The organism is Streptomyces sp. NPDC032721, from assembly GCF_055579625.1.
Genome location: NZ_JBVIMX010000026.1, coordinates 49,167 through 70,051, shown reverse-complemented (window position 1 = coordinate 70,051; position 20,885 = coordinate 49,167). Strand labels below are relative to the sequence as shown.

The window sequence follows — 20,885 nt, the reverse complement described above, 5'->3', positions numbered from 1 at the left end:
GCCGGTCTACGGCTCCATTCCCCAGCGTTCGGGGGGCGCAACCTCCGCCGCGAGCATTCTGCGCAGGCATCCCAGGCAACGGGAACGCATGGGCCCCAAACTCCCTTGTGACATTCCCAACTCCCCTGCGATTTCCCGGTAGGTGGGGTCGGCCGGCGAGAGCAGCAGGGCGAGGAGCGGACGGCAGCGCGCCGGGAGGCGGCGGACCGCCGCCCGCAGTACCCGGCGCCGTTCGGCGGCCAGCAGTACCGGTTCGGGGCCCGCGTCGTACGCCTCCGGCGGCTCGGCGGCGTACGGCTCCTCCCGCTGCGTCCGGCGCCTGGCCAGTCGCGCCTCGGCCCGTACCGCACTGCGCAGCCAGCCGGCCGGGGACTCGGGCACCCCGCCGTCCTGCTCCAGCAGCCTCACCCAGACGGCCTGTTCGAGGTCGGCCGCCTCCACTCCCGCGCCCGGCGCCTCCGCCGCGGCCTCGGCGGCGAGCAGCGGGGTGAGTGCCTGCACCTCTTGCAGCATGAGATCCATGCCGGGCGGGACGCGGCCGGAGCCGGCTGCGGTTGCCGGTCCGCCCACGTCTCACCCGTTCGGGCCTCCCGCGGACGCGGGGTTACCCCCTGAGGTCCGCCGCCGCGAGCAGCGCGGTGTCCGGGTTGTCGGAAAAGATGCCGTCGATGCCGGTCGCGAGGTACGCCTTCAGGGCGCCGAAGACGTCCCCGTAGGCGGCCGGGTCGGTGCCGACTCGGAAGTCGGCGGGCAGGAAGCTGTTCTCGTTGCGTGCCGTATACGGGTGCAGGATCAGGCCGCGCGCGTGGGCGTCCCGTACGAGGGTGGTCGGCTTGCCCAGCTTGCCCGCGGCGTCCTTGGGGATGACCAGGTCGAGGGAGGGGCCGAGTCCCTGTGCGAAGGACGCGATCCACTTCAGGCCGCCCGGGCCCTCGGGCTTGATCAGGTCGCCGACGGTGCGCGGGTCACCGGAGGTGACGAAGTCGTACGGGCGCGAGGCGCGGTTGCCGTCGAGCAGGACGACACGCGGCGCGTCCACCAGCTTCGCCAGGCGCTGGAGGCTGGTGGGCTCGAAGGACTGGAGGAAGGTCGGGGAGTTCTTCCTGTGGCGGCCGTACTTGCGCAGGAGGCGGGCGAGCGGCTCCTCGGTGCCCAGGCCCAGGCCCCGGAAGTAGGTGGGGTGCTTGGTCTCGATGTGCAGCCAGACCTGGCGGCCCCGCCTGCGGCCCTCCTTCTCTGCCCAGCGGAGCACCTCCTCCAGGGTGGGGACCTGCCAGCGGCCGTCGTAGAGGGTGTTGCGCTGCCGGACGGCCGGGATGCGCTCCTTGGCCCGCAGGGTCTTCAGCTCGGCGAGCGTGAAGTCCTCGGTGAACCAGCCGGTTATCTCGACGCCGTCGACTTTCTTGGTGACCTTGCGGGAGGCGAACTCGGGGTGCGCGGAGACGTCCGTGGTGCCGGTGATGTCGTTCTCGTGGCGGCAGACCAGGTGCCCGTCCTTGGTCGGCACGACGTCCTGTTCGATGACGTGCGCACCCAGGTCGAGGGCGAGCTGGTACGCGCCGAGGGTGTGCTCGGGCCGGTAGCCGCTGGCGCCCCGGTGGCCGACGACGGTGGGCACGGGCAGGCTCTTGTATCCGCTGTCGCCGTGACCGCCCTTGCGCTGTCCGGCCGCGTTCGCCGTACCGGAGAGCCCGAGGGCCGCTCCACCCGCACCGAGAACCGCCGCGCCCAGCAGCGTCCTGCGGCCCGGACCGAATTGCGCACCTTGTGTCATGAAAACTCCTTGAGGCTGAGAGGTCTACGACGTAAAGAGTGGGGAACCTGGACGAGACGCACCGGAATCGCACGTCAACACTGCGTATCCACTTGGTGAACCCGATGTGCGATCACCGGCGACCCGCGAGTATCGTCCTCACCTGCACCGACCCGAGTAAAGGCGTCGGACCACCCAAAGAATTACGACTTCGGAGGAACCGTTGTCCCGTCTCGCGCTCATCAAGGCAGTGCTCGGACCGATCCTGCGCCTGATGTTCCGCCCCCAGGTGGAAGGCGCCGAGAACATCCCGGGGACGGGTCCGGTCATTCTCGCCGGAAACCACCTGACGTTCATCGACTCCATGATCATGCCGATCTGCCTGGACCGCCCGGTCCACTACATCGGCAAGGACGAGTACGTCACGGGCAAGGGCATCAAGGGCCGCCTGATGGCCTGGTTCTTCACCAGCTGCGGGATGATCCCGGTCGACCGGGACGGCGGGCGCGGTGGCGTCGCGGCGCTGATGACGGGCCGCCGGGTGCTGGAGGAAGGCAAAATGTTCTCCATTTACCCGGAGGGCACCCGCTCCCCCGACGGCCGTCTCTACCGGGGCCGCACCGGCATCGCGCGTCTGACGCTGATGACGGGTGCTCCGGTGGTCCCGTTCGCGATGATCGGCACCGACAAGATCCAGCCCGGCGGCTCGGGCCTGCCGCGCCCCGGCAAGGTGACGGTCCGCTTCGGCGAGCCGATGGAGTTCTCCCGGTACGAGGGCATGGACCGCGACCGCTACGTCCTGCGGGCGGTGACCGACTCGGTGATGTCCGAGGTCATGCAGCTGTCGGGTCAGGAGTACGTGGACATGTACGCGACCAAGGCGAAGGCGGCCTGAGCGTCCGCACCGGACACCGGACGTACGAGGAGGGCCCTGCCGGAGCGATCCGGTGGGGCCCTCCTCGTATGCGCGGCGCGTGCGGCCAGTGCGGCGCGTGCGGTCAGTGCTCGATGCCCTCTTCGAGCTTCTGCCCGCGCAGCATGAACCAGGCGGCGACCGCCGTCGCGAACAGCACCAGCGCACCGATCAGTGCGGCGGTCTGGAAGCCGTCGGTGAAGGCGTCCCGCGCGGAGTCGAGCAGGGCCGTCGAGAGGTCCGGCGGCAGTGTGGCCGCGGATTCGACGGCCCCGCCGAGCGAGTCGTGGGCGGCCGCCGAGACGTCGGCGGGGACTCCGGCCGGGACCGGGAAGCCCCGGTAGATGCCGGTCACGATGGAGCCGAGCAGGGCGATGCCGAGGGCCGCGCCGAGTTCGTAGGCCGTCTCGGACACCGCGGACGCGGCGCCCGCCTGCTCCTTGGGGACGCTGGAGAGGATGACGTCGGCGGTGACCGTGAAGGCCAGGCCCGCGCCGAGTCCGCCGAGGAAGAGGGCGCCGCCGAGCGCCACCTCGCCGGTGTCGGCGGTGAGGAACGTACAGCCGGCCAGCGCGAGGGCGACGGCGGTCAGACCGCCCGAGACGGCGGCGCGTACGGACACCCGGCGGGCGAAGTAACCGGCGGCGAGGCCCGCGATCACCGCGCCGACCGCGGCGGGGAGTTCGATGAGTCCGGCGTTCAACGGGGAGCGGCCCTGCACCAGTTGCAGGAACTGGGAGAGGAAGAAGACCAGTCCGGCGAGGCCGAGGATGGTCAGCAGGTCGGCGAGCACGGCGCCGGAGAAGCCGCGGTGCTGGAAGAGCCGCATGTCCAGGAGCGGGGAGGGCAGCGTGCGTTGGCGCCGTACGAACCAGTACAGCGCGGCCACGCCGACGACCGCGGCGGCGGCGATGTCCCAGCGGAAGCCGTGCACGGCCGCTTCCTTGATGGCGTACACGACGGCCACCATGCCGACCAGGGACAGTGCGACGCTGAGCAGGTCCCACGGTCCGGGGTTGGGGTCCTTGGACTCGGGGAGCAGCTTGATGCCGACGACGACGAGGACCGCCATCACGGGCAGGTTGATGAGGAAGACCGAGCCCCACCAGAAGTGTTCGAGGAGGAATCCGCCGACGACCGGGCCGACGGCCGCACCGGCGGAGGCGGCGGCGCCCCAGATGCCGACGGCGAGGCTGCGTTCCTTGGGGTCGTGGAAGATGTTGCGGATCAGCGCCAGGGTGGACGGCATGAGGGTGGCACCGGCGACGCCGAGCAGCGCGCGGGCAAGGATCATCATTTCGGGGCTGGACGCGTACGCGTTGAGCACGGACACCGCGCCGAACGCGACGGCACCCGTGAGCAGAAGTTTCTTGCGGCCGATACGGTCGCCGAGGCTGCCCATGGAGACCAGCAGGCCCGCGATGATGAACGAGTAGACGTCGCCGATCCACAGCAGCTGGGTGCCGGACGGCTTGAGGTCCTCGCTCAGGAACGGGGTCGCGAGGCCGAGCACCGTGGCGTCGACGGCGACCAGGAGCACGGCGAGGACGAGTACGGCGAGGGCCACCCAGCGGCCGAGGCGCGATATGGAGTCCGGCGGGAGGTCCGGCTCTGCCCCGTGCGCGCGCCGGTCGGTGCTTGTCATTTCTCCACGCTCCGTCGTGCGCCGCCGAGCAGCAACTCGACGATCATGTGCTGGAAGTCCTTCTTGGCGCTGCGCCCGTCCTGGATCGACCAGGCGGCCGACGAGATGAGCCCGTACAGCGCGTCGGTCAGCCAGGCGGGGCTGAGGTCGATGCGGAACTCGCCGCTCTCCTGGCCGCGCCGGAAGAGGGCGGCCACCCTGACGTCGATCCGGTCCCAGCCCTCGTTCTGGTCGTTCTCGAAGAGCTGGTTCTCGGTGATCAGGAAGGAGATCAGGCCGGCACTGGGTTCGGCGGCGGCGACGAGCCGGCGCAGTGCGTCTGCCGCGGTCCCCTCGTCGAGCCGCGCGGCGGCCAGGGCCGCGTCCATCTCGCGCAGGCAGAACTCCTCCAGCGCCTTGATCAGCGCGTCCCGGCCGGCGAAGTGCCGGTGCAGGGTGGCCCGTCCGATGCCGGCGGCCCTGGCGACCTCGTCCATGGTGGAGGTCGCCTTGCGGGTGAGGAGGGCGGCGGCGGCGCGCAGCACCTGTTCACGATCGACTGTCATGAGACAAGCATAGACCGAATGAGACGTCAGTGTCTCAACCGACCGACGCCGTACACCACTTAACCCAAATGGAACGAACAATCACCCTTGGTTAACCCGACACCCGACACAGACAGGGCCCGGCCGCCTCACTCACTGCGAGGCGGCCGGGCCCTGTCGTACGTACCCACACGGGGGCTACTGCTTGGCGGTCGCCCACGCGTGCTGCGTCGCCAGGTCCGCCTTCAGTTCGGCCAGCTGTACGGCGACGGCGGAGGGGGCGGTGCCGCCCCGCCCGCTGCGGGAGGCGAGCGCGCCGGGGACGTTGAGCACGGTGCGCACCTCGGGGGTCAGGTGCTCGGAGATCTTGGCGAACTGCTCGTCCGACAGCTCGTCGAGCTCGATGCCCTGCTGCTCGCACTCCTTGACGCAGGCACCCGCGACCTCGTGCGCCACCCGGAACGGCACACCCTGCTTGACCAGCCACTCCGCGATGTCCGTGGCCAGCGAGAAGCCCGCAGGGGCCAGCTCCTCCATGCGCTCGCGGTGGACCGTGAGGGTGGCCATCATGCCGGTGAAGGCGGGCAGCAGGACCTCCAGGCTGTCGCAGGAGTCGAAGACCGGCTCCTTGTCCTCCTGGAGGTCGCGGTTGTACGCGAGCGGGAGGGCCTTGAGGGTGGCCAGCAGCCCGGTCAGGTTGCCGATGAGCCGTCCCGACTTGCCGCGCGCCAGCTCCGCGATGTCGGGGTTCTTCTTCTGCGGCATGATCGAGGAGCCGGTGGAGAAGGCGTCGTGGAGGGTGACGAAGGAGAACTCCTTCGTGTTCCAGATGATGATCTCCTCCGCGATCCGGGAGAGGTTGATCCCGATCATCGCGGTGATGAAGGCGAACTCGGCGACGAAGTCACGCGATGCCGTGCCGTCGATGGAGTTGCCGACGGAGCCGTTCTCGAAGCCGAGGTCGGCGGCGACCGCCTCCGGGTCGAGCCCGAGCGAGGAACCCGCCAGCGCACCCGATCCGTAAGGGGATTCGGCCGTCCGGTCGTCCCACTGGCGCAGCCGCTCCGCGTCCCGGGCCAGCGGCTGTACGTGGGCCAGGAGGTGGTGCGCGAACAGCACGGGCTGGGCGTGCTGGAGGTGGGTGCGGCCGGGCATGGCCACGTCCTGGTGCGTCTCGGCGAGGCCGATCAGGGCGTCCTGGAGCTCGGCGATCAGACCGCCGATGATCCGGGCGTGGTCGCGGAGGTACATCCGGAAGAGGGTGGCGACCTGGTCGTTGCGGGACCGGCCGGCCCGCAGCTTGCCGCCGAGGTCGGCGCCGACCCGCTCGATGAGGCCGCGCTCCAGGGCGCTGTGGATGTCCTCGTCGGCGACGGTACCGACGAACGACCCTTCCTCGAAGTCCGCTTCGAGGCGGTCGAGCCCGGCGGTCATGCGGGTCAGCTCGTCGGCGGTGAGCAGCCCGGCCTTGTGCAGGACGCGGGCGTGGGCGCGGGATCCCGCGATGTCGTACGGGGCGAGCCGCCAGTCGAAGTGGACGGACGCGGAGAGCTTGGCCAGGGCCTCGGCCGGACCGTCGGCGAACCGGCCGCCCCAGAGCCGTACGTCACCGGTGTTGCTGCTCACAGCTGTTGCTCCTCGGGAAATCGGATTCGGGTGTGCCGCCGCCTCCCCGCGCGGAGGAACGGGGAGGGAGCGGCAGGTTCAACGAGCGGACCTCAGGCGAGGTCGCGCCGCGCGGCGATCTTCGAGGACAGGCCGAAGATCTCGATGAAGCCCTGCGCCTTGGACTGGTCGAAGGTGTCGCCCGAGTCGTAGGTGGCCAGGTTGAAGTCGTACAGGGACTGCTCGGAACGGCGGCCGGAGACGACCGCGCGGCCGGCGTGCAGGGTCATCCGGATGTCGCCGGTGACGTGCTGGTTGGCCTCGTTGACGAAGCCGTCCAGGGCGCGCTTGAGCGGGGAGAACCACAGTCCGTCGTAGACCATTTCGCCCCAGCGCTGCTCGACCTGCCGCTTGTAGCGGGCCAGTTCGCGCTCGACGGTGACGTTCTCCAGCTCCTGGTGGGCGGTGATCAGGGCGATCGCGCCCGGAGCCTCGTACACCTCACGGGACTTGATGCCGACGAGGCGGTCCTCGACGAGGTCGATCCGGCCGATGCCCTGGGCGCCGGCCCGCTCGTTGAGCTGCTGGATCGCCTGGAGGACGGTGACCGGGGTGCCGTCGATGGCGACGGGCACGCCCGCCTCGAAGGAGATGACGACCTCGTCGGCCTCGCGGGGCTCGGCGGGATTGGCGGTGTACTCGTAGATGTCCTCGATCGGCGCGTTCCAGATGTCCTCCAGGAAGCCCGTCTCGACGGCGCGCCCGAAGACGTTCTGGTCGATGGAGTACGGGGACTTCTTGGAGGTGGCGATCGGGAGGTCGGCCTTCTCGGCGAAGGCGATGGCCTTGTCGCGGGTCATCGCGTAGTCGCGGACCGGGGCGATGCACTTGAGGTCGGGGCCGAGCGCGGAGATACCGGCCTCGAAGCGGACCTGGTCGTTGCCCTTGCCGGTGCAGCCGTGGGCGACGATTGAGGCGCCGTGCCGGTGGGCGGCGGCGACGAGGTGCTTGACGATGGCGGGGCGGGAGAGGGCGGAGACCAGCGGGTAGCGGTCCATGTAGAGGGCGTTGGCCTTGATCGCGGGGAGGCAGTACTCCTCGGCGAACTCGTCCTTGGCGTCGGCCACTTCGGCCTCGACCGCACCGCAGGCGAGCGCGCGCTTGCGGATGACGTCCAGGTCCTCGCCGCCCTGGCCGACGTCGACGGCGACGGCGATGACCTCGGCGCCCGTCTCCTCGGCGATCCAGCCGATGGCGACGGAGGTGTCAAGGCCGCCCGAGTAGGCGTGTACGACGCGCTCGGTCACTGCTCTCTCCCTGCGGCTTGCTCGGTGCACGGGCCCTGCGGTGAGGGTCCATGCGGCGATAGGCATAACTATGCAGTCCTCCGTATGTTTTGTCAAAGCCCCCCTTGTGCGCCGTCGGGGGCCGTCCCGGGAGGCGGGCGGGCGGGTCAGCCGCAATGCTGGGGAAGACGTCGGCCAGAGGCGAAGGAGCGGTGTACCCCATGACGCGACCGAGGATTGTGGTGGTCGGCGCAGGCTTTGTCGGCATCGAGTGCCTGCACCGCCTGGAACGCAAGCTGTCCGCGCGCGACGCCGAACTGATCCTGATCTCCCCGCACGACTACCAGCTCTACCTCCCGCTCCTCCCCCATGTGGCGGCAGGCGTCCTGACCCCCCAGTCCGTCGCCGTCTCGCTGCGCCGCAGGCTGCGCCGTACGAAGATCGTGCCGGGCGTGGCGATCGGCATCGACGCCAAGGCCAAGGCGTGCGTCGTCCGCCGGACGACGGGCGAGGTGACGGTGAAGCCGTACGACCACCTGGTGATCGCCGCCGGTTCCACCACCCGCACCTTCGACATCCCCGGCCTCACCGACCACGCGCTCGGGGTGAAGACGCTCGCCCAGGCGGCGTTCATCCGCGACCACGTGATCGCCCAGCTGGACCTGGCGGCGGCCACCACCGACCAGGAGGAGCGGGTGGCCCGGCTCCAGTTCGTGGTCGTCGGCGGCGGCTACGCGGGCGTGGAGACGGCCGCCTGCCTGCAACGCCTCACCACCAACGCCCTCAAGCGCTACCCCCGCCTGGACCCGACCCTGGTCCGCTGGCACCTGGTGGACGTGGCCCCGCGCCTGCTGCCCGAGCTGGGCACACGGCTGGGAGTGAAGGCCATGGCCATGCTCCGCGAACGGGGCATCGAGTTCTCCCTGGGCACCTCGGTCGCCTCCGTCAACGACACCACGGTCAAACTCACCGACGGCCGCACGCTGCCCTCCCGCACCCTGATCTGGACCGCGGGAGTCGCCGCGAGCCCGCTGGTCACCACGATCGGCGCCGAGACGATCCGCGGCCGGATCACCGCCACCAACCAGCTCACCGTCCCCGGCTTCGACGGTCTGTACGCGGCCGGGGACGTGGCGTCGGTCCCGGACGACGCCAAGGGCGGCGACGCGATCTGCCCGCCGACGGCGCAGCACGCGCAGCGCCAGGGCAAGGTCCTCGCCGACAACATCGTCGCGAACCTGGCGGGCACGCCGCTCAAGCCCTACCACCACAAGGACCTCGGCCTGGTCGTCGACCTGGGCGGCGCGGACGCGGTCTCCAAACCCCTGGGCATCGAACTCCACGGCCTCCCGGCACAGGTGGTGGCACGCGGCTACCACGTGATGGCCCTGCCGACGCTGACGGCGCGGGCGCGGGTGCTGGTGAACTGGGGGCTCAATGCGGTGGCGGGTGACGATTTCGTCCGGACGGACTTTCAGGACAACCGGCCGAAGACGTTGCAGGACTTTGAGCAGACGAAGGCGTATCTGTCGGTGGAGGAGGTTCGGAAGTATGGGGGGTCGTTGAACGCTCGGGCGTGAGAGACGGGGGGGTGGGGGTGGGGGTCCGCTGCGCGGGGCCTTTCCCCTCCCCGCCCCTTCCCGAACTGGGGCGCTGCCCCAGACCCCGGCCCGTACGGCCGGACGGGGGTGGGGGGCTGCCGGCCCCCGGGGTGGGGCAGGTGGCGAGCCCGGCCACCGCCGGTGGTCATGTGCAGGTGTGTTCGTGGCTGGCCGCGCAGTTCCCCGCGCCCCTGGATGCCTGGGGGCGCGGGGAACTGCGCGAGCAACCACCCACCGGCCCGCGCGTACAAACCCCTGGCCCCGCGGCCAGCGGTCTAGGGAAGGGGCGGGGAGGGGCACAGCCCGCCGCAGGCGCGACACCGCCCCACGCTTCCAGCGCCGCGCGGCGGCAGCCGCAAATATCGCCTAGTGGGAAGGGCCCTGGCAGGGCGTACGTCCGTCGGCGGGCGTCCGTATCATCCGGTGATGACGTCCTCCGCCGCCCGGCTCGCCGCCACCTCCCCCCACGGCCCCCTCAGCACCCTCCTCGACGTGCGTGACCCCCGCGCCTGGGTCGAGTTCGATCTTGGGGTGCGGGTGCTCGGGTGGGGGTGGGAGGCGGGGCTGGGCCATCCCGTTCCGGGGCTTCGGTCTTCGTTGGAGCGGCAGGTTGCCGTGGCTCTCTGTCATCCCGACGGGCGGATACGGGAAGCGGCGCTGCTGCACCGTGCGCACCTGCATCCCGCGCTGCTGCCCCTCGTCGCGGTACGCGCCTCCGACTGGGCCGCGCCCGTGCGGGAGCAGGCGCGTGCGCTGCTGCGGGACGCGCTGCCCGGGCTCGGTCGTGAGGCGTTGGCCGACGTGGCCGCGGTGGCGCTGTGTCTGGAGCGGGGTTCGCGTGGCGGGGCCGCCGGTCAGGTCGTGACCTCGGCCGTGGAGGCGGCCGAGGCCGGCGTCGTGCGGGCGCTGACCGGCGCGCCCGACCGTCAGGTTCGGCGGCTGGCCACCCGCGTGGCCGTCCGGCGTGGACTGTTCGGTCCGGTGGAGCTGGTCCGGCTGGCCGCCCGCAGCGGCGACGTGGCCGTGCAGGGGGTGTGCGCGGAGGCCGCGGTCGCGGGGGCGGACGTCTCCGACGACGTGCTCGCCGTGCTGCTCGCCTCGCGCGGACCCCGGGTGCGCGCGATCGGTGTCACCGCGCTGCGCCGTCTCGGGCGACCCGAGAGCGCCGTCGGGTTCCTCGCGGACCGGGCCTCGATCGTGCGGGCCTGTGCCCGGTACACGCTCAAGCAGCTCGGCACCGAGCCGCTCCCCCTCTACCGGTCCCTGTGCGCGGCACCCGCCACCCTCGGCGCCGCCACGGCCGGTGCCGCCGCCGGGCTCGGCGAGTGCGGGGTCAGGGCCGAGGACGCGGTGCTGCTCCGCGCCCTCCTCGTACACCCTGCGCCGCAGGTCAGGGCGCAGGCCGTGATGGGCCTGCGGGCGTTGGACGCGGTCCGTGAGCAGGACGTACTGGCGCTGGTCGACGATCCGTCGGGGCAGGTCGTACGGGCGGCGACCCGCGCCCTGGAGCCGTACGCGCAGCAGCTGCCCGTGGAGTGGTTCGCGCGGCGGCTCGGTGAGGGCACGCCCCGGCACACCCGGGTGGCGGCCGCGCGGCTCGCCAGGGAGCGGCACCGGCGCGACCGGCGGCAGACCTCCTGGTCCGGCAAGTGACGGCGGGCTGCCGATAATTGCCCGCATGGGAAAGACACACGCACGGATAGACGGCCGGCTGCGCACCTTCATCGAGGCGCAGCCGGTCTTTTTCACGGCCACCGCGCCGCTCGCCGGGGACGGGACGATCAACCTCTCGCCCAAGGGCCTCCAGGGGTCCTTCGTCGTACTCGACGAACTGACCGTGGCCTACCTGGACTTCGCGGGCAGCAACGCCGAGACCGTCGCCCATCTGCGCGAGAACGGCCGCATCACCCTGATGTGGTGCGCCTTCGACGGGCCGCCGAACATCGTGCGGGTGCACGGAAAGGGCGAGGCGGTGTTCCGGGACGATCCCCGGTTCGAGGAGCTGCTGGCGCGGTTCGAGGGGATCGACAGCACGCCGCACGGGCTGCGCGCGATCGTGGTGGTGTCGGCGGAGCTGGTGCGGGACACCTGTGGGTACAACGTGCCGTTCATGACGTACGAGGAGGACCGCACGCTGCACGCGCAGCGGTTCGCGCGGGAGGACGACGAGTCCCTTTCCGCGTACTTCGCGAAGCGTGACATCGCGACCAGCATCGACGGCCTGCCGGGGGTGCCGCTGCCGCTTCCTCCTCGTAACGTCTGAGGATGATCCTGCCGCGCGCCGCCGCCGTCCTGGCCCTCGCCCCGCTGCTCCTCGCCGTTCCCGGCACGGCCGACGCGCCGCTGCCCGCGCGGATGGCCGACACCGGTGGGGGCAGTCAGCTCGTCACCGCCGTCGCGGACGGGACCGCCGCCACCACCGGCACCCTGACCTGGTGGGACCGGCGGCCGGGCGGGAGTTGGGTGGCGGTGGGGTCGGCGGCGGCGCGGTTCGGGGCGAAGGGGCTCGCGGAGGGGGCCACCCGGCGGCAGAGCACGAACACCACGCCGACCGGCCTCTTCGGGCTGCCGTACGCGTTCGGGGTGGCCGCGCCGCCGCCCGGGGCGCGGGTCGCCTACCGGCGGATCGGGCCCCGGTCGTGGTGGTGCCAGGACAACGCCTCGCGGTCCTACAACCGGTGGGTGGAGGGCCTCCCCCGCGACTGCCGGGCTTCCGAGGCCGAGAAGCTGGACGCGTACGGGACGCAGTACGCGCACGCGCTGCTCGTCGACTTCAATTACGCGAAGCCGGTACGCGGCCGGGGCGCGGGGATCTTCCTGCACGTCAACGGGAAGGGGGCGACGGCCGGTTGTGTGTCCGTGCCGGCGGACGCCATGCGGCGGATCCTGGGGTGGATCGATCCGGGGCGCTCGCCGCACCTCGCCGTCGGAACCGGCAGAGGAACGACGAACATCACCCGTTACTGACGTTACGGGCCCTGCCGTCCGATTGGTGTAGGGACCACATACCGAGACGGTGTTGCGCGGGACGCCCGCCGGGGCGTTGCATCACGGCCGTGAGTACCGAATCGCGCACCACCGCACCCCCTCCCACCAGCCAGAACAGCTCTGGAACCGACCGGGCCGCCCGCCGGGCCGTCACCGTCTTTCCCGTGCTCGTCCTCGTGGCCGGCGTGCTGGGGCTCCTCGTACCGGACGCCTTCACCGGGTGGAAGACCTCGGTGCCGTACCTCCTCGGCATCGTGATGTTCTGCATGGGCCTGACGATGACCCCGCTGGACTTCAAGGGCGTCGCCAAACGGCCGTGGGCGGTCGCGCTCGGCCTGGTGGCGCACTACGTGATCATGCCGGGTCTGGGATGGCTCATCGCCCATGCGCTGGATCTGCCGCCGCAGTTGGCGGCCGGGGTGATCCTGGTGGGGTGCGCGCCGAGCGGGACCGCGTCCAATGTGGTGACGTACCTGGCGCGGGGCGACGTGGCGCTGTCCGTGTCGGTGGCGACGGTCTCGACCGTGCTCGCGCCGCTGGTCACGCCGCCGCTGACGCTGCTCCTCGCGGGCGAGTACCTGCCGGTGGACGCGGGGTCGATGGTCGAGGACATCCTCAAGACCGTGCTGCTGCCGGTGATCGCGGGGCTGGTCGTACGGCTGCTGGCGGGGAAGTACGTGGACCGGGTGCTGGGCGCGCTGCCCTGGCTCTCCGCCGCGACCATCGCGGTGATCGTCGCGGTCGTGGTGGCGGGCAGCGCCGCCGCCATCAAGTCGGCCGCGCTGCTCGTCTTCGTCGCCGTCGTACTGCACAACGGACTCGGCCTCGCGCTGGGTTACGGCGCCGGCCGGCTGGCCCGGCTCGGGCAGCCCGCGAGCCGGGCGATGGCCTTCGAGGTCGGCATGCAGAACTCCGGGCTCGCCGCCTCGCTGGCCACCGCCCACTTCAGCCCGCTGGCCGCACTGCCGTCGGCCGTCTTCTCGGTGTGGCACAACGTGTCGGGCGCGCTGGTCGCGGCCTGGATGTCGTACCGCAGCAGGAAGCGCGAAACGGCGGAGCAGGAGGCCGGACAGCAGCAGACCGGAAACCAGCAGGCCGGACAGCAGCAGGCCTCGGGCGGGCAGGCTTCGGCCTAACGTTCCTTCTGGGCCAGCCGCAGCAGGTGGTCGGCGAGTGCCTGGCCGCCCGCCGGGTCGCGGCTGATCAGCATCAGGGTGTCGTCGCCCGCGATGGTGCCGAGGATCGCCCGCAGCTCCGCCTGGTCGATGGCCGAGGCCAGGAACTGGGCGGCGCCCGGCGGGGTGCGCAGCACCACCAGGTTGGCCGAGGCCTCCGCCGAGATCAGCAGTTCGGCGGAGAGCCGCCGCATCCGCTCCTCCTTGGCGGACTCCCCCAGCGGCGCCTGCGGGGTGCGGAAGCCGCCCTCGCTGGGCACCGCGTAGATCAGTTCGCCGCCGGTGTTGCGGATCTTCACCGCGCCGAGCTCGTCGAGGTCGCGGCTGAGCGTCGCCTGGGTGACGCTCAGCCCGTCGTCGCTGAGGAGCTTGGCCAGCTGGCTCTGCGAGCGCACCGGCTGCCGGTTGAGGATGTCCACGATCCGGCGGTGGCGTGCGGTCCGGGTCTGCGGTACCGCGGGCCCGCCGTTGCCGTGTTCGTTGTCCCGCGCCTGCGCCTCGGTCATCTGCGTCATTCTCCGGATCGTTGGTCCCCGTGTGCTGCGGCGTACGCCTCGTCGAGGATGCCGGGCAGGGCCCCGAGGAACGCGTCCACCACCGCATCGCCGATGGTCAGAGCGGGCATCAGCCGTACGACATCGGGGGCGGGCGCGTTCACCAGGTAACCGGCGTCCTGAGCCGCCTGCTGCACCTGGGGAGCGAGGGACTCGGTCAAGACGATACCCAGGAGCAGGCCCTCACCCCTGACGTGGGAGACGAGCGGGTGGCCGAGTGACTGGATCGCGTCGCGCAGTGTGCCGCCGGTCCGCTTGGTGGCGTCGAGGAGTCCGTCGGCGGTGATGGTGTCCAGGACGGCGATTCCGGCGGCGCAGGAGATCGGGTTGCCGCCGAAGGTGGACCCGTGATGGCCGGGCTTGAGCAGCTCGGCGGCCGGGCCGTAGGCGATCGTCGCGCCGAGCGGGAGGCCGCCGCCGATGCCCTTGGCGAGGGTGATGATGTCCGGGTCGATGCCGTCCTCGGCCTGGTGGGCGAACCAGTGGCCGGTGCGGCCGATGCCGGTCTGCACCTCGTCCAGGACGAGGAGCGTGCCGGTGGCGCGGGTGATCTCGCGGGCTGCCCTGAGGTAGCCGGGCGGCGGTACGACCACGCCGAGCTCGCCCTGGATGGGCTCGATGACCAGCAGCGCGGTGTCCTCGGTGACCGCTTCGCGGAGCGCGTCGACGTCTCCGTACGGTACGTGGGTGACGTCGCCGGGCAGCGGCAGGAACGGCTCCCGCTTGCCCTGCTGGCCGGTGAGGGCCAGGGCGCCCATGGTGCGGCCGTGGAAGCCGCCGACGGTGGCGACCATGTGACCGCGGCCGGTGAGCCGGCCGATCTTGAAGGCGGCCTCGTTGGCCTCGGCGCCCGAGTTGCAGAAGTAGACGCGGCCGGGACGGCCCGAGATCTCGATCAGCCGCTCGGCGAGCGCGACGGGCGGCTCGGCGACGTAGAGGTTGGCGACGTGGCCCAGCGAGGCGATCTGGCGGGAGACCGCTTCGACGATGGCGGGGTGGGCGTGGCCGAGGGCGTTGACGGCGATGCCGCCGACGAAATCGGCGTATTCCTTGCCGTCGGCGTCCCAGAGGCGGGAGCCTTCGCCGCGGACGAGGGCGAGGCCGGGGGTGCCGTAGTTGTCGGTCATGGTGGCCTGCCACCGGCCGATGAGTTCGGCGTTGCTCATGACTGCGGTTCCCCCTGTTCGTCGGGCACGACCATGGTGCCGATGCCCTCGTCGGTGAAGATCTCCAGCAGGATCGAGTGCTGCACCCGGCCGTCGATGACGCGGGCAGTGTTGACCCCGCCTCGCACGGCGTGCAGACAGCCCTCCATCTTGGGGACCATGCCGCTGGCCAGTTCGGGCAGCAGCTTCTCCAGCTCGGTGGCGGTGAGGCGGCTGATCACGTCGTCGCTGTTCGGCCAGTCCTCGTAGAGGCCCTCGACGTCGGTGAGGACCATCAGGGTTTCGGCGTCCAGCGCCGCAGCGAGTGCCGCAGCCGCCGTATCAGCATTGACGTTGTAGACATGTCCATCGTCCTGGGAGCGGGCGATCGAGGAGACGACCGGGATGCGGCCGTCGGCGAGGAGCGCTTCGATCGCGCCGGTGTCGATCGCGGTGATCTCTCCGACCCGGCCGATGTCGACTGCTTCGCCGTCGATCTGCGGGAAGTGCTGGGTGGCGGTGATGGTGTGCGCGTCCTCGCCGGTGAGGCCGACGGCGAGCGGGCCGTGCTGGTTGAGCAGCCCGACCAGTTCGCGCTGCACCTGGCCCGCCAGGACCATCCGTACGACGTCCATCGCCTCGGGCGTGGTGACCCGCAGACCCGCCTTGAACTCGCTGACGATGCCGGCCGCGTCGAGCTGCTTGCTGATCTGCGGGCCGCCGCCGTGCACGACGACCGGGCGCAGGCCCGCGTGGTGCAGGAAGACGACGTCCTGGGCGAAGGCCGCCTTGAGGTCCTCGTCGACCATGGCGTTGCCGCCGAACTTGATCACGACGGTCTTGCCCTGGTGGCGGATCAGCCAGGGCAGCGCCTCGATGAGGATCTGCGCCTTGGGCAGCGCGGTGTGCTTGCGGGCGGTGGGCTTCGCGGCCCCGTTCTCCGGACTGCTCATGAGGAGTACGCGCTGTTCTCGTGGACGTAGTCGGCGGTGAGGTCGTTGGCCCAGATCACGGCGGACTCGGAGCCCTCGGCGAGGTCGGCGGTGATCTTGATCTCCCGGTAGCGCATGTCGACCAGGTCGCGGTCGTCGCCGACGGAGCCCTTCTTGCAGACCCAGACGCCGTTGATGGCGACGTTGAGCGCGTCGGGGTCGAAGGCGGCCTTCGTGGTGCCGATGGCGGAGAGCACCCGGCCCCAGTTGGGGTCCTCGCCGTGCAGGGCGCACTTGAGGAGGTTGTTGCGGGCGATGGACCGGCCGACCTCGACGGCGTCGTCCTCGGTGGCCGCGTTGATCACCTCGATCCGGATGTCCTTGCTGGCGCCCTCGGCGTCGCCGATCAGCTGCCGGGCGAGGTCGTCGCATACGGTACGGACGGCCGCCGCGAACTCGTCGTACTCCGGGGCCACTTCGGATGCCCCGGAGGCGAGCAGCAGCACGGTGTCGTTGGTCGACATACAGCCGTCGGAGTCGACCCGGTCGAAGGTCTGCCGGGTGGCGTCGCGCAGTGCCGAATCGAGCACGGGGGCTTCGAGGTCGGCGTCGGTCGTCAGGACGACCAGCATGGTGGCGAGGCCGGGGGCGAGCATGCCCGCGCCCTTCGCCATGCCGCCCACCGTCCAGCCCTCGCCGCCCGCGACCGCCGTCTTGTGGACGGTGTCGGTGGTCTTGATGGCGATGGCGGCCTTCTCGCCGCCGTGCGCGGACAGCTCGGCGGCGGCCTTCTCGATGCCGGGCAGCAGCTTGTCCATGGGGAGCAGCACCCCGATGAGGCCGGTCGACGCGACGGCGACCTCGCCCGCGCCGATCTCCAGCACCTCGCCGACCTTCTCGGCGGTGGCGTGGGTGTCCTGGAAGCCCTTGGGTCCCGTACAGGCGTTGGCGCCGCCGGAGTTGAGGACGACGGCGGTGATCTCGCCGCTCTTGACGACCTGCTCGGACCAGAGGACCGGGGCTGCCTTGACGCGGTTGGAGGTGAAGACGCCCGCGGCGGCGCGGCGCGGCCCGGTGTTGACCACGAGGGCCAGGTCCGGGTTGCCGTTGGCCTTGATCCCGGCGGCGATGCCCGCCGCCGTGAATCCCTGTGCTGCCGTGACGCTCACGGTGCTACTCCGATCGTGTTCAGTCCGGTGGACTCGTCGAGCCCGAGGGCGATGTTCATGCTCTGCACCGCGCCGCCGGCGGTGCCCTTGGCGAGGTTGTCGATGGCGCTGACGACGATGACGCGGTGCGCGGCGGCGTCGTACGCGACCTGGATCTGTACGGCGTTGGAGCCGTACACGGCGGCGGTGGCGGGCCACTGCCCCTCCGGCAGGAGGCGTACGAACGGCTCGTCCGCGTAGGCCTTCTCGTACGCGGCCCGTACGTCGCCCGCGCCCACCCCCGGCTTCGCCTTCGCGCTGCTGGTGGCGAGGATGCCGCGGGGCATCGGGGCGAGCGTCGGGGTGAAGGAGACGGTGACCCGCTCCCCCGCGACGGCGCTGAGGTTCTGGATCATCTCGGGGGTGTGCCGGTGGCCGCCGCCGACTCCGTACGGGGACATGCTCCCCATCACCTCGGAGCCGAGCAGGTGCGGCTTGGCGGCCTTGCCCGCGCCGGAGGTGCCGGACGCGGCGACGATCACGGCCTCCGGCTCGACGAGCCCCGCCGCGTACGCGGGGAAGAGCCCGAGCGAGACGGCCGTCGGGTAGCAGCCGGGCACCGCGATGCGCTTGGTTCCCGTCAACGCGGCGCGGGAGCCCGGCAGTTCGGGCAGGCCGTACGGCCAGGTACCGGCGTGCGGGGAACCGTAGAACTGCTCCCAGTCGGTGGCGTCCGCGAGCCGGAAGTCGGCCCCGAGGTCGACCACCAGCTCCTCGTCGCCGAGCTGCTCGGCCACCGCGGCGGACTGACCGTGCGGCAGCGCGAGGAAGACGACATCGTGCCCGGCGAGGACCTCGGCGGTGGTCGGCTCCAGCACCCGGTCGGCGAGCGGCGCGAGGTGCGGCTGCACGCTGCCGAGCCGCTGTCCGGCCTGGGAGTGCGCGGTCAGGGCACCGATCTCGACACCGGGGTGCACGAGAAGGAAGCGCAGGAGCTCACCTCCCGCATATCCGCTCGCCCCGGCCACTGCTGCCCGTACCACCATCGGAATGCCTCCTCGTCGATGGCATGACTATACGTATGCACGCAGTTTTATGCAAAGGGATTCCGGGCGAGTCAGCACCGGGAGGGAGGTGCGAGGAGGAGAGAGAGGAGAGGCAGCGGCGTCACCGCGCGAAAAAACGAAGGGCAAGGGGGTCGAAACACAGCTCCCCTTGCCCCCTTCACCGTACCGCCCGGAGAGGGCCTTGCCGCAAGGCCCCCCTGGAGGCGCAGAATGAGCGGCCGAAGCCGGTAGAGCCGGATATCTAGCGGAATAGGCGCTTTAGTGATGGATGTAATCATTGCCGGTGGCGGCCCCGCAGGCATGACGCTGGCCGCCGAACTGCGGCTGCACGGTGTCCGGGTCCTCGTACTGGAGAAGGAGCCGGTGCCGGGCGACCAGATCCGTTCGCTGGGGCTGCACGTGCGCAGCATCGAGATGCTGGACCAGCGCGGGCTGCTGGACGCCGTCCTCGCGCAGGGGCAGCGGCACCCGCTGCGCAGCACCTTCGCCGGGATCGTCAAGCCGCCACTGGAGGGGGTGGACTCCGCGCACGCCTACCTGCTCGGCGTACCGCAGCCCGCCGTCGAGCGCGTGCTGACCGAGCGGGCGGACGCGCTCGGTGCGGAGATCCGGTACGGCAGCGAACTGGTGGGAGTCACCCAGGACGACACCGGGGTGACGGCCGAACTGGCCGACGGCACGCGGCTGCGCTCCCGCTACCTCGTGGGCTGCGACGGCAGCCGCAGTACGGTGCGCAAGCAGCTCGGCATCGGCTTCCCCGGCGAGCCGGCCCAGGTCGAGTGGCTGCTGGGCGAGGCGGAGGTGGACCGTACGCCGGAGGAGATGACCGAGGCGGCCGCCGAACTGACCTCTCCCTACCTACAGTTCGGCCCGCACCCCACACGGAAGGGGATGTACCGCTTCGTCCTGCGCACCGCGCAGGTGGCCCCGGAGCGCGCGCCCGCGCCGACCTTCGAGGAGTTCGACCAGCGGCTCCAGGAGCTCGCCGGTACCGACTTCGGCATGCACTCACGGCACTCCGTGACCCGGTTCGGCGACGCGGTGCGGCTGGCCGAGCGCTACCGGGAGGGGCGGGTGCTGCTGGCGGGCGACGCGGCGCACATCCATCCGCCGCTGGGCGGGCAGGGGCTCAACCTCGGCATCCAGGACGCGTTCAACCTCGGCTGGAAGCTGGCCGCAGAGGTCAACGGGTGGGCGCCGGAGGGGCTGTTGGACACCTACGGGGCCGAGCGGCGGCCGGTGGCCGAGGACGTGCTGAACCACACCCGCGCGCAGAGCGAACTGCTGATCCCCGAGCCGGGCCCCCGGGCGGCTCGCCGGGTGTTCGCGGAGCTGCTGGAGGACGAGGGGGTGCAGCGGCGCCTGGTCGAGAAGGTCACGGGGATCGCGATCCGCTACGACGTCGGCGAGGGCGGCGGCGACACCGGAGAGGGCCACGAGCTGCTCGGCCGGCGCCTGCGCGACGTGCCGCTGAAGTCCGGCCGCCTGTACGGGCTGATGCACGAGGGCAGGGGGCTGCTGCTCGACGGGACCGGCCTGCTCTCGGTGGCGGGCCGGGAGGACCGGGTCGACCGGGTCGCCGACATGGGCGACGAACTGGACGTACCCGCCGTGCTGTTGCGGCCTGACGGGTACGTGGTGTGGGTCGGCGACTCCCAGGAGGAACTGGACGGCCGGCTTGAAAAGTGGTTCGGCGTCAGCGCCAGTACCCGGTGAAGGTGATCGCGTCCTTGGCGAAGCCCCGGTCGGAGACCAGATGGCGGCGCACCCCGGTGGCCAGTTTCTGGCCACCGGCCGTCCAGGCGTAGCCGGGGGTGGCGGGCAGGTCCGCCTCCCTGAGTGCGGCGAGGAGCGTTTCGCCGACGTGGGTGCCCGGCTTCCTGGTGAGCCAGTGGAGGGTGGTGCCGGGGCGGGTTTCGACGGGCTGGACGTCCTCGGGGTCGGCGAGCTCGACGTACACCTCGGTACGTACGTCCTCGGGCTCGTCCGCCGCCGAGGCGAGGATGCCGAGGATCGCGGGGAGCGCGCTCTCGTCCCCGGCCAGCAGCCGCCACCGCGCGCCCGCCGGGGGCAGGAAGGTGATGCCCTCGTCGTAGATGCCGAGTTCGTCGCCCTCACTGGCGTCGCGGGCCCAGGCCGCGGCGGGGCCCAGCTTGCCGTCGGCGTCCTCGTGCAGGACGAAGTCGATGTCGATCTCCGGGCCGTCGCTGTACGTACCCTGCGCACGGTGGTGGCGCACGGTGTAGTTGCGCCCGATGGGGCGGGTGTCCTTGGACATCAGCATGTACTCGGCGACCCACAGGCCGTTGGTCCGCTTGGGCAGCCGCAGCCCCTTGGCGGTGGGCAGGAAGAGCCGGAACCAGTGGTCGTGGCCCATCGGGCGGAAGGCGTCGAGGGCGGGTCCGCCGATGGTGACCCGTACGAAGTTCGGACTGATCCGCTTCCGCGCCACCACGTGTACGACGAGGAACTCCCGCTGTTCCGGCTTGCGGAACTTGCCGTCCTTGGCCATGACCCACCCCACCACTGATCCACTTAGGTTAGCCAAA

General features: G+C 71.3%; 19 protein-coding genes. 7 read left to right on the top strand and 12 right to left on the bottom strand.

Going from position 1 to position 20,885, the window contains the following annotated elements; genetic code table 11:
• Positions 1 to 6: 6 nt before the first annotated feature.
• Both ACZ5PB_RS38020 and ACZ5PB_RS38015 read right to left on the bottom strand, forming a co-directional pair.
• A complete protein-coding gene (locus tag ACZ5PB_RS38020) occupies positions 7 to 513 on the bottom strand; it encodes a sigma-70 family RNA polymerase sigma factor (protein WP_468697701.1) in 507 nt (168 codons plus the stop codon).
• A gap of 91 nt (positions 514 to 604) precedes the next feature.
• Positions 605 to 1,774, bottom strand: a complete 1,170-nt coding sequence (locus tag ACZ5PB_RS38015) for a glycerophosphodiester phosphodiesterase (RefSeq protein ID WP_468697700.1) — start codon at positions 1,772 to 1,774, stop codon at positions 605 to 607.
• A 202-nt stretch (positions 1,775 to 1,976) separates the two neighbouring features.
• On the opposite strand from ACZ5PB_RS38015, the gene ACZ5PB_RS38010 reads away from it, so the two are divergent.
• Positions 1,977 to 2,648 (top strand): lysophospholipid acyltransferase family protein, encoded by a 672-nt coding sequence (locus ACZ5PB_RS38010; protein ID WP_468697699.1) that lies wholly within the window; start codon positions 1,977 to 1,979, stop codon positions 2,646 to 2,648.
• Positions 2,649 to 2,751: 103 nt separating this feature from the next.
• Here ACZ5PB_RS38010 and ACZ5PB_RS38005 read toward each other — a convergent pair whose 3' ends face one another.
• The 4 genes from ACZ5PB_RS38005 to ACZ5PB_RS37990 all read right to left on the bottom strand — a co-directional run bounded on the left by ACZ5PB_RS38005 (position 2,752) and on the right by ACZ5PB_RS37990 (position 7,747).
• Positions 2,752 to 4,311, bottom strand: coding sequence for an MFS transporter (locus tag ACZ5PB_RS38005; protein ID WP_468697698.1), 1,560 nt, complete (start codon positions 4,309 to 4,311; stop codon positions 2,752 to 2,754).
• Positions 4,308 to 4,856 (bottom strand): TetR/AcrR family transcriptional regulator, encoded by a 549-nt coding sequence (locus tag ACZ5PB_RS38000; protein WP_468697696.1) that lies wholly within the window; start codon positions 4,854 to 4,856, stop codon positions 4,308 to 4,310. The genes ACZ5PB_RS38005 and ACZ5PB_RS38000 overlap by 4 nt, the downstream gene beginning before the upstream one ends.
• A 177-nt stretch (positions 4,857 to 5,033) precedes the next feature.
• Positions 5,034 to 6,461, bottom strand: coding sequence for an argininosuccinate lyase (gene argH, locus ACZ5PB_RS37995; RefSeq protein WP_468697694.1), 1,428 nt, complete (start codon positions 6,459 to 6,461; stop codon positions 5,034 to 5,036).
• A gap of 92 nt (positions 6,462 to 6,553) precedes the next feature.
• Positions 6,554 to 7,747 (bottom strand): argininosuccinate synthase, encoded by a 1,194-nt coding sequence (locus ACZ5PB_RS37990; protein ID WP_468697693.1) that lies wholly within the window; start codon positions 7,745 to 7,747, stop codon positions 6,554 to 6,556.
• 200 nt (positions 7,748 to 7,947) lie between these two features.
• Between ACZ5PB_RS37990 and ACZ5PB_RS37985 the strand changes: the two genes are divergently transcribed.
• From ACZ5PB_RS37985 to ACZ5PB_RS37965, 5 genes are all read left to right on the top strand, one after another.
• A complete protein-coding gene (locus ACZ5PB_RS37985; RefSeq protein WP_468697692.1) occupies positions 7,948 to 9,306 on the top strand; it encodes an NAD(P)/FAD-dependent oxidoreductase in 1,359 nt (452 codons plus the stop codon).
• A 447-nt stretch (positions 9,307 to 9,753) separates the two neighbouring features.
• Positions 9,754 to 10,980: a hypothetical protein gene (locus tag ACZ5PB_RS37980; protein WP_468697690.1), complete on the top strand. Its 1,227-nt coding sequence runs from the start codon at positions 9,754 to 9,756 to the stop codon at positions 10,978 to 10,980.
• Positions 10,981 to 11,005: 25 nt separating this feature from the next.
• Positions 11,006 to 11,590: a pyridoxamine 5'-phosphate oxidase family protein gene (locus ACZ5PB_RS37975; RefSeq protein ID WP_468697689.1), complete on the top strand. Its 585-nt coding sequence runs from the start codon at positions 11,006 to 11,008 to the stop codon at positions 11,588 to 11,590.
• 2 nt (positions 11,591 to 11,592) lie between these two features.
• Complete coding sequence (locus tag ACZ5PB_RS37970; RefSeq protein ID WP_468697686.1) at positions 11,593 to 12,294, top strand: L,D-transpeptidase family protein; 702 nt, start codon at positions 11,593 to 11,595, stop codon at positions 12,292 to 12,294.
• An 89-nt stretch (positions 12,295 to 12,383) separates the two neighbouring features.
• Positions 12,384 to 13,451 carry a bile acid:sodium symporter family protein gene (locus ACZ5PB_RS37965; RefSeq protein ID WP_468697684.1) on the top strand — a complete coding sequence of 356 codons (1,068 nt, stop codon included), beginning with the start codon at positions 12,384 to 12,386 and terminating at the stop codon, positions 13,449 to 13,451.
• Here ACZ5PB_RS37965 and ACZ5PB_RS37960 read toward each other — a convergent pair.
• The 5 genes from ACZ5PB_RS37960 to argC are packed head-to-tail and all read right to left on the bottom strand — an operon-like array spanning position 13,448 to position 18,315.
• Positions 13,448 to 13,996, bottom strand: a complete 549-nt coding sequence (locus ACZ5PB_RS37960) for an arginine repressor (protein ID WP_389248745.1) — start codon at positions 13,994 to 13,996, stop codon at positions 13,448 to 13,450. The two genes, ACZ5PB_RS37965 and ACZ5PB_RS37960, sit on opposite strands and share 4 nt — an antisense overlap.
• 5 nt (positions 13,997 to 14,001) lie before the next feature.
• A complete protein-coding gene (locus ACZ5PB_RS37955) occupies positions 14,002 to 15,210 on the bottom strand; it encodes an acetylornithine transaminase (RefSeq protein ID WP_468697683.1) in 1,209 nt (402 codons plus the stop codon).
• The gene (argB, locus tag ACZ5PB_RS37950; RefSeq protein WP_468697681.1) at positions 15,207 to 16,142 is read right to left on the bottom strand and encodes an acetylglutamate kinase; all 936 of its coding nucleotides are present in this window, start codon (positions 16,140 to 16,142) and stop codon (positions 15,207 to 15,209) included. Before argB ends, ACZ5PB_RS37955 begins: the two co-directional genes overlap by 4 nt.
• Positions 16,139 to 17,290, bottom strand: coding sequence for a bifunctional glutamate N-acetyltransferase/amino-acid acetyltransferase ArgJ (gene argJ, locus ACZ5PB_RS37945; RefSeq protein ID WP_468697679.1), 1,152 nt, complete (start codon positions 17,288 to 17,290; stop codon positions 16,139 to 16,141). The genes argB and argJ overlap by 4 nt, the downstream gene beginning before the upstream one ends.
• Positions 17,287 to 18,315, bottom strand: a complete 1,029-nt coding sequence (argC, locus tag ACZ5PB_RS37940; protein ID WP_468697678.1) for an N-acetyl-gamma-glutamyl-phosphate reductase — start codon at positions 18,313 to 18,315, stop codon at positions 17,287 to 17,289. Before argC ends, argJ begins: the two co-directional genes overlap by 4 nt.
• A gap of 282 nt (positions 18,316 to 18,597) precedes the next feature.
• Between argC and ACZ5PB_RS37935 the strand changes: the two genes are divergently transcribed.
• Positions 18,598 to 20,052 (top strand): FAD-dependent monooxygenase, encoded by a 1,455-nt coding sequence (locus ACZ5PB_RS37935; protein ID WP_468697677.1) that lies wholly within the window; start codon positions 18,598 to 18,600, stop codon positions 20,050 to 20,052.
• Here ACZ5PB_RS37935 and ACZ5PB_RS37930 read toward each other — a convergent pair.
• The gene (locus tag ACZ5PB_RS37930) at positions 20,033 to 20,848 is read right to left on the bottom strand and encodes a siderophore-interacting protein (RefSeq protein WP_468697675.1); all 816 of its coding nucleotides are present in this window, start codon (positions 20,846 to 20,848) and stop codon (positions 20,033 to 20,035) included. The genes ACZ5PB_RS37935 and ACZ5PB_RS37930 overlap by 20 nt on opposite strands.
• Positions 20,849 to 20,885 lie beyond the last annotated feature (37 nt).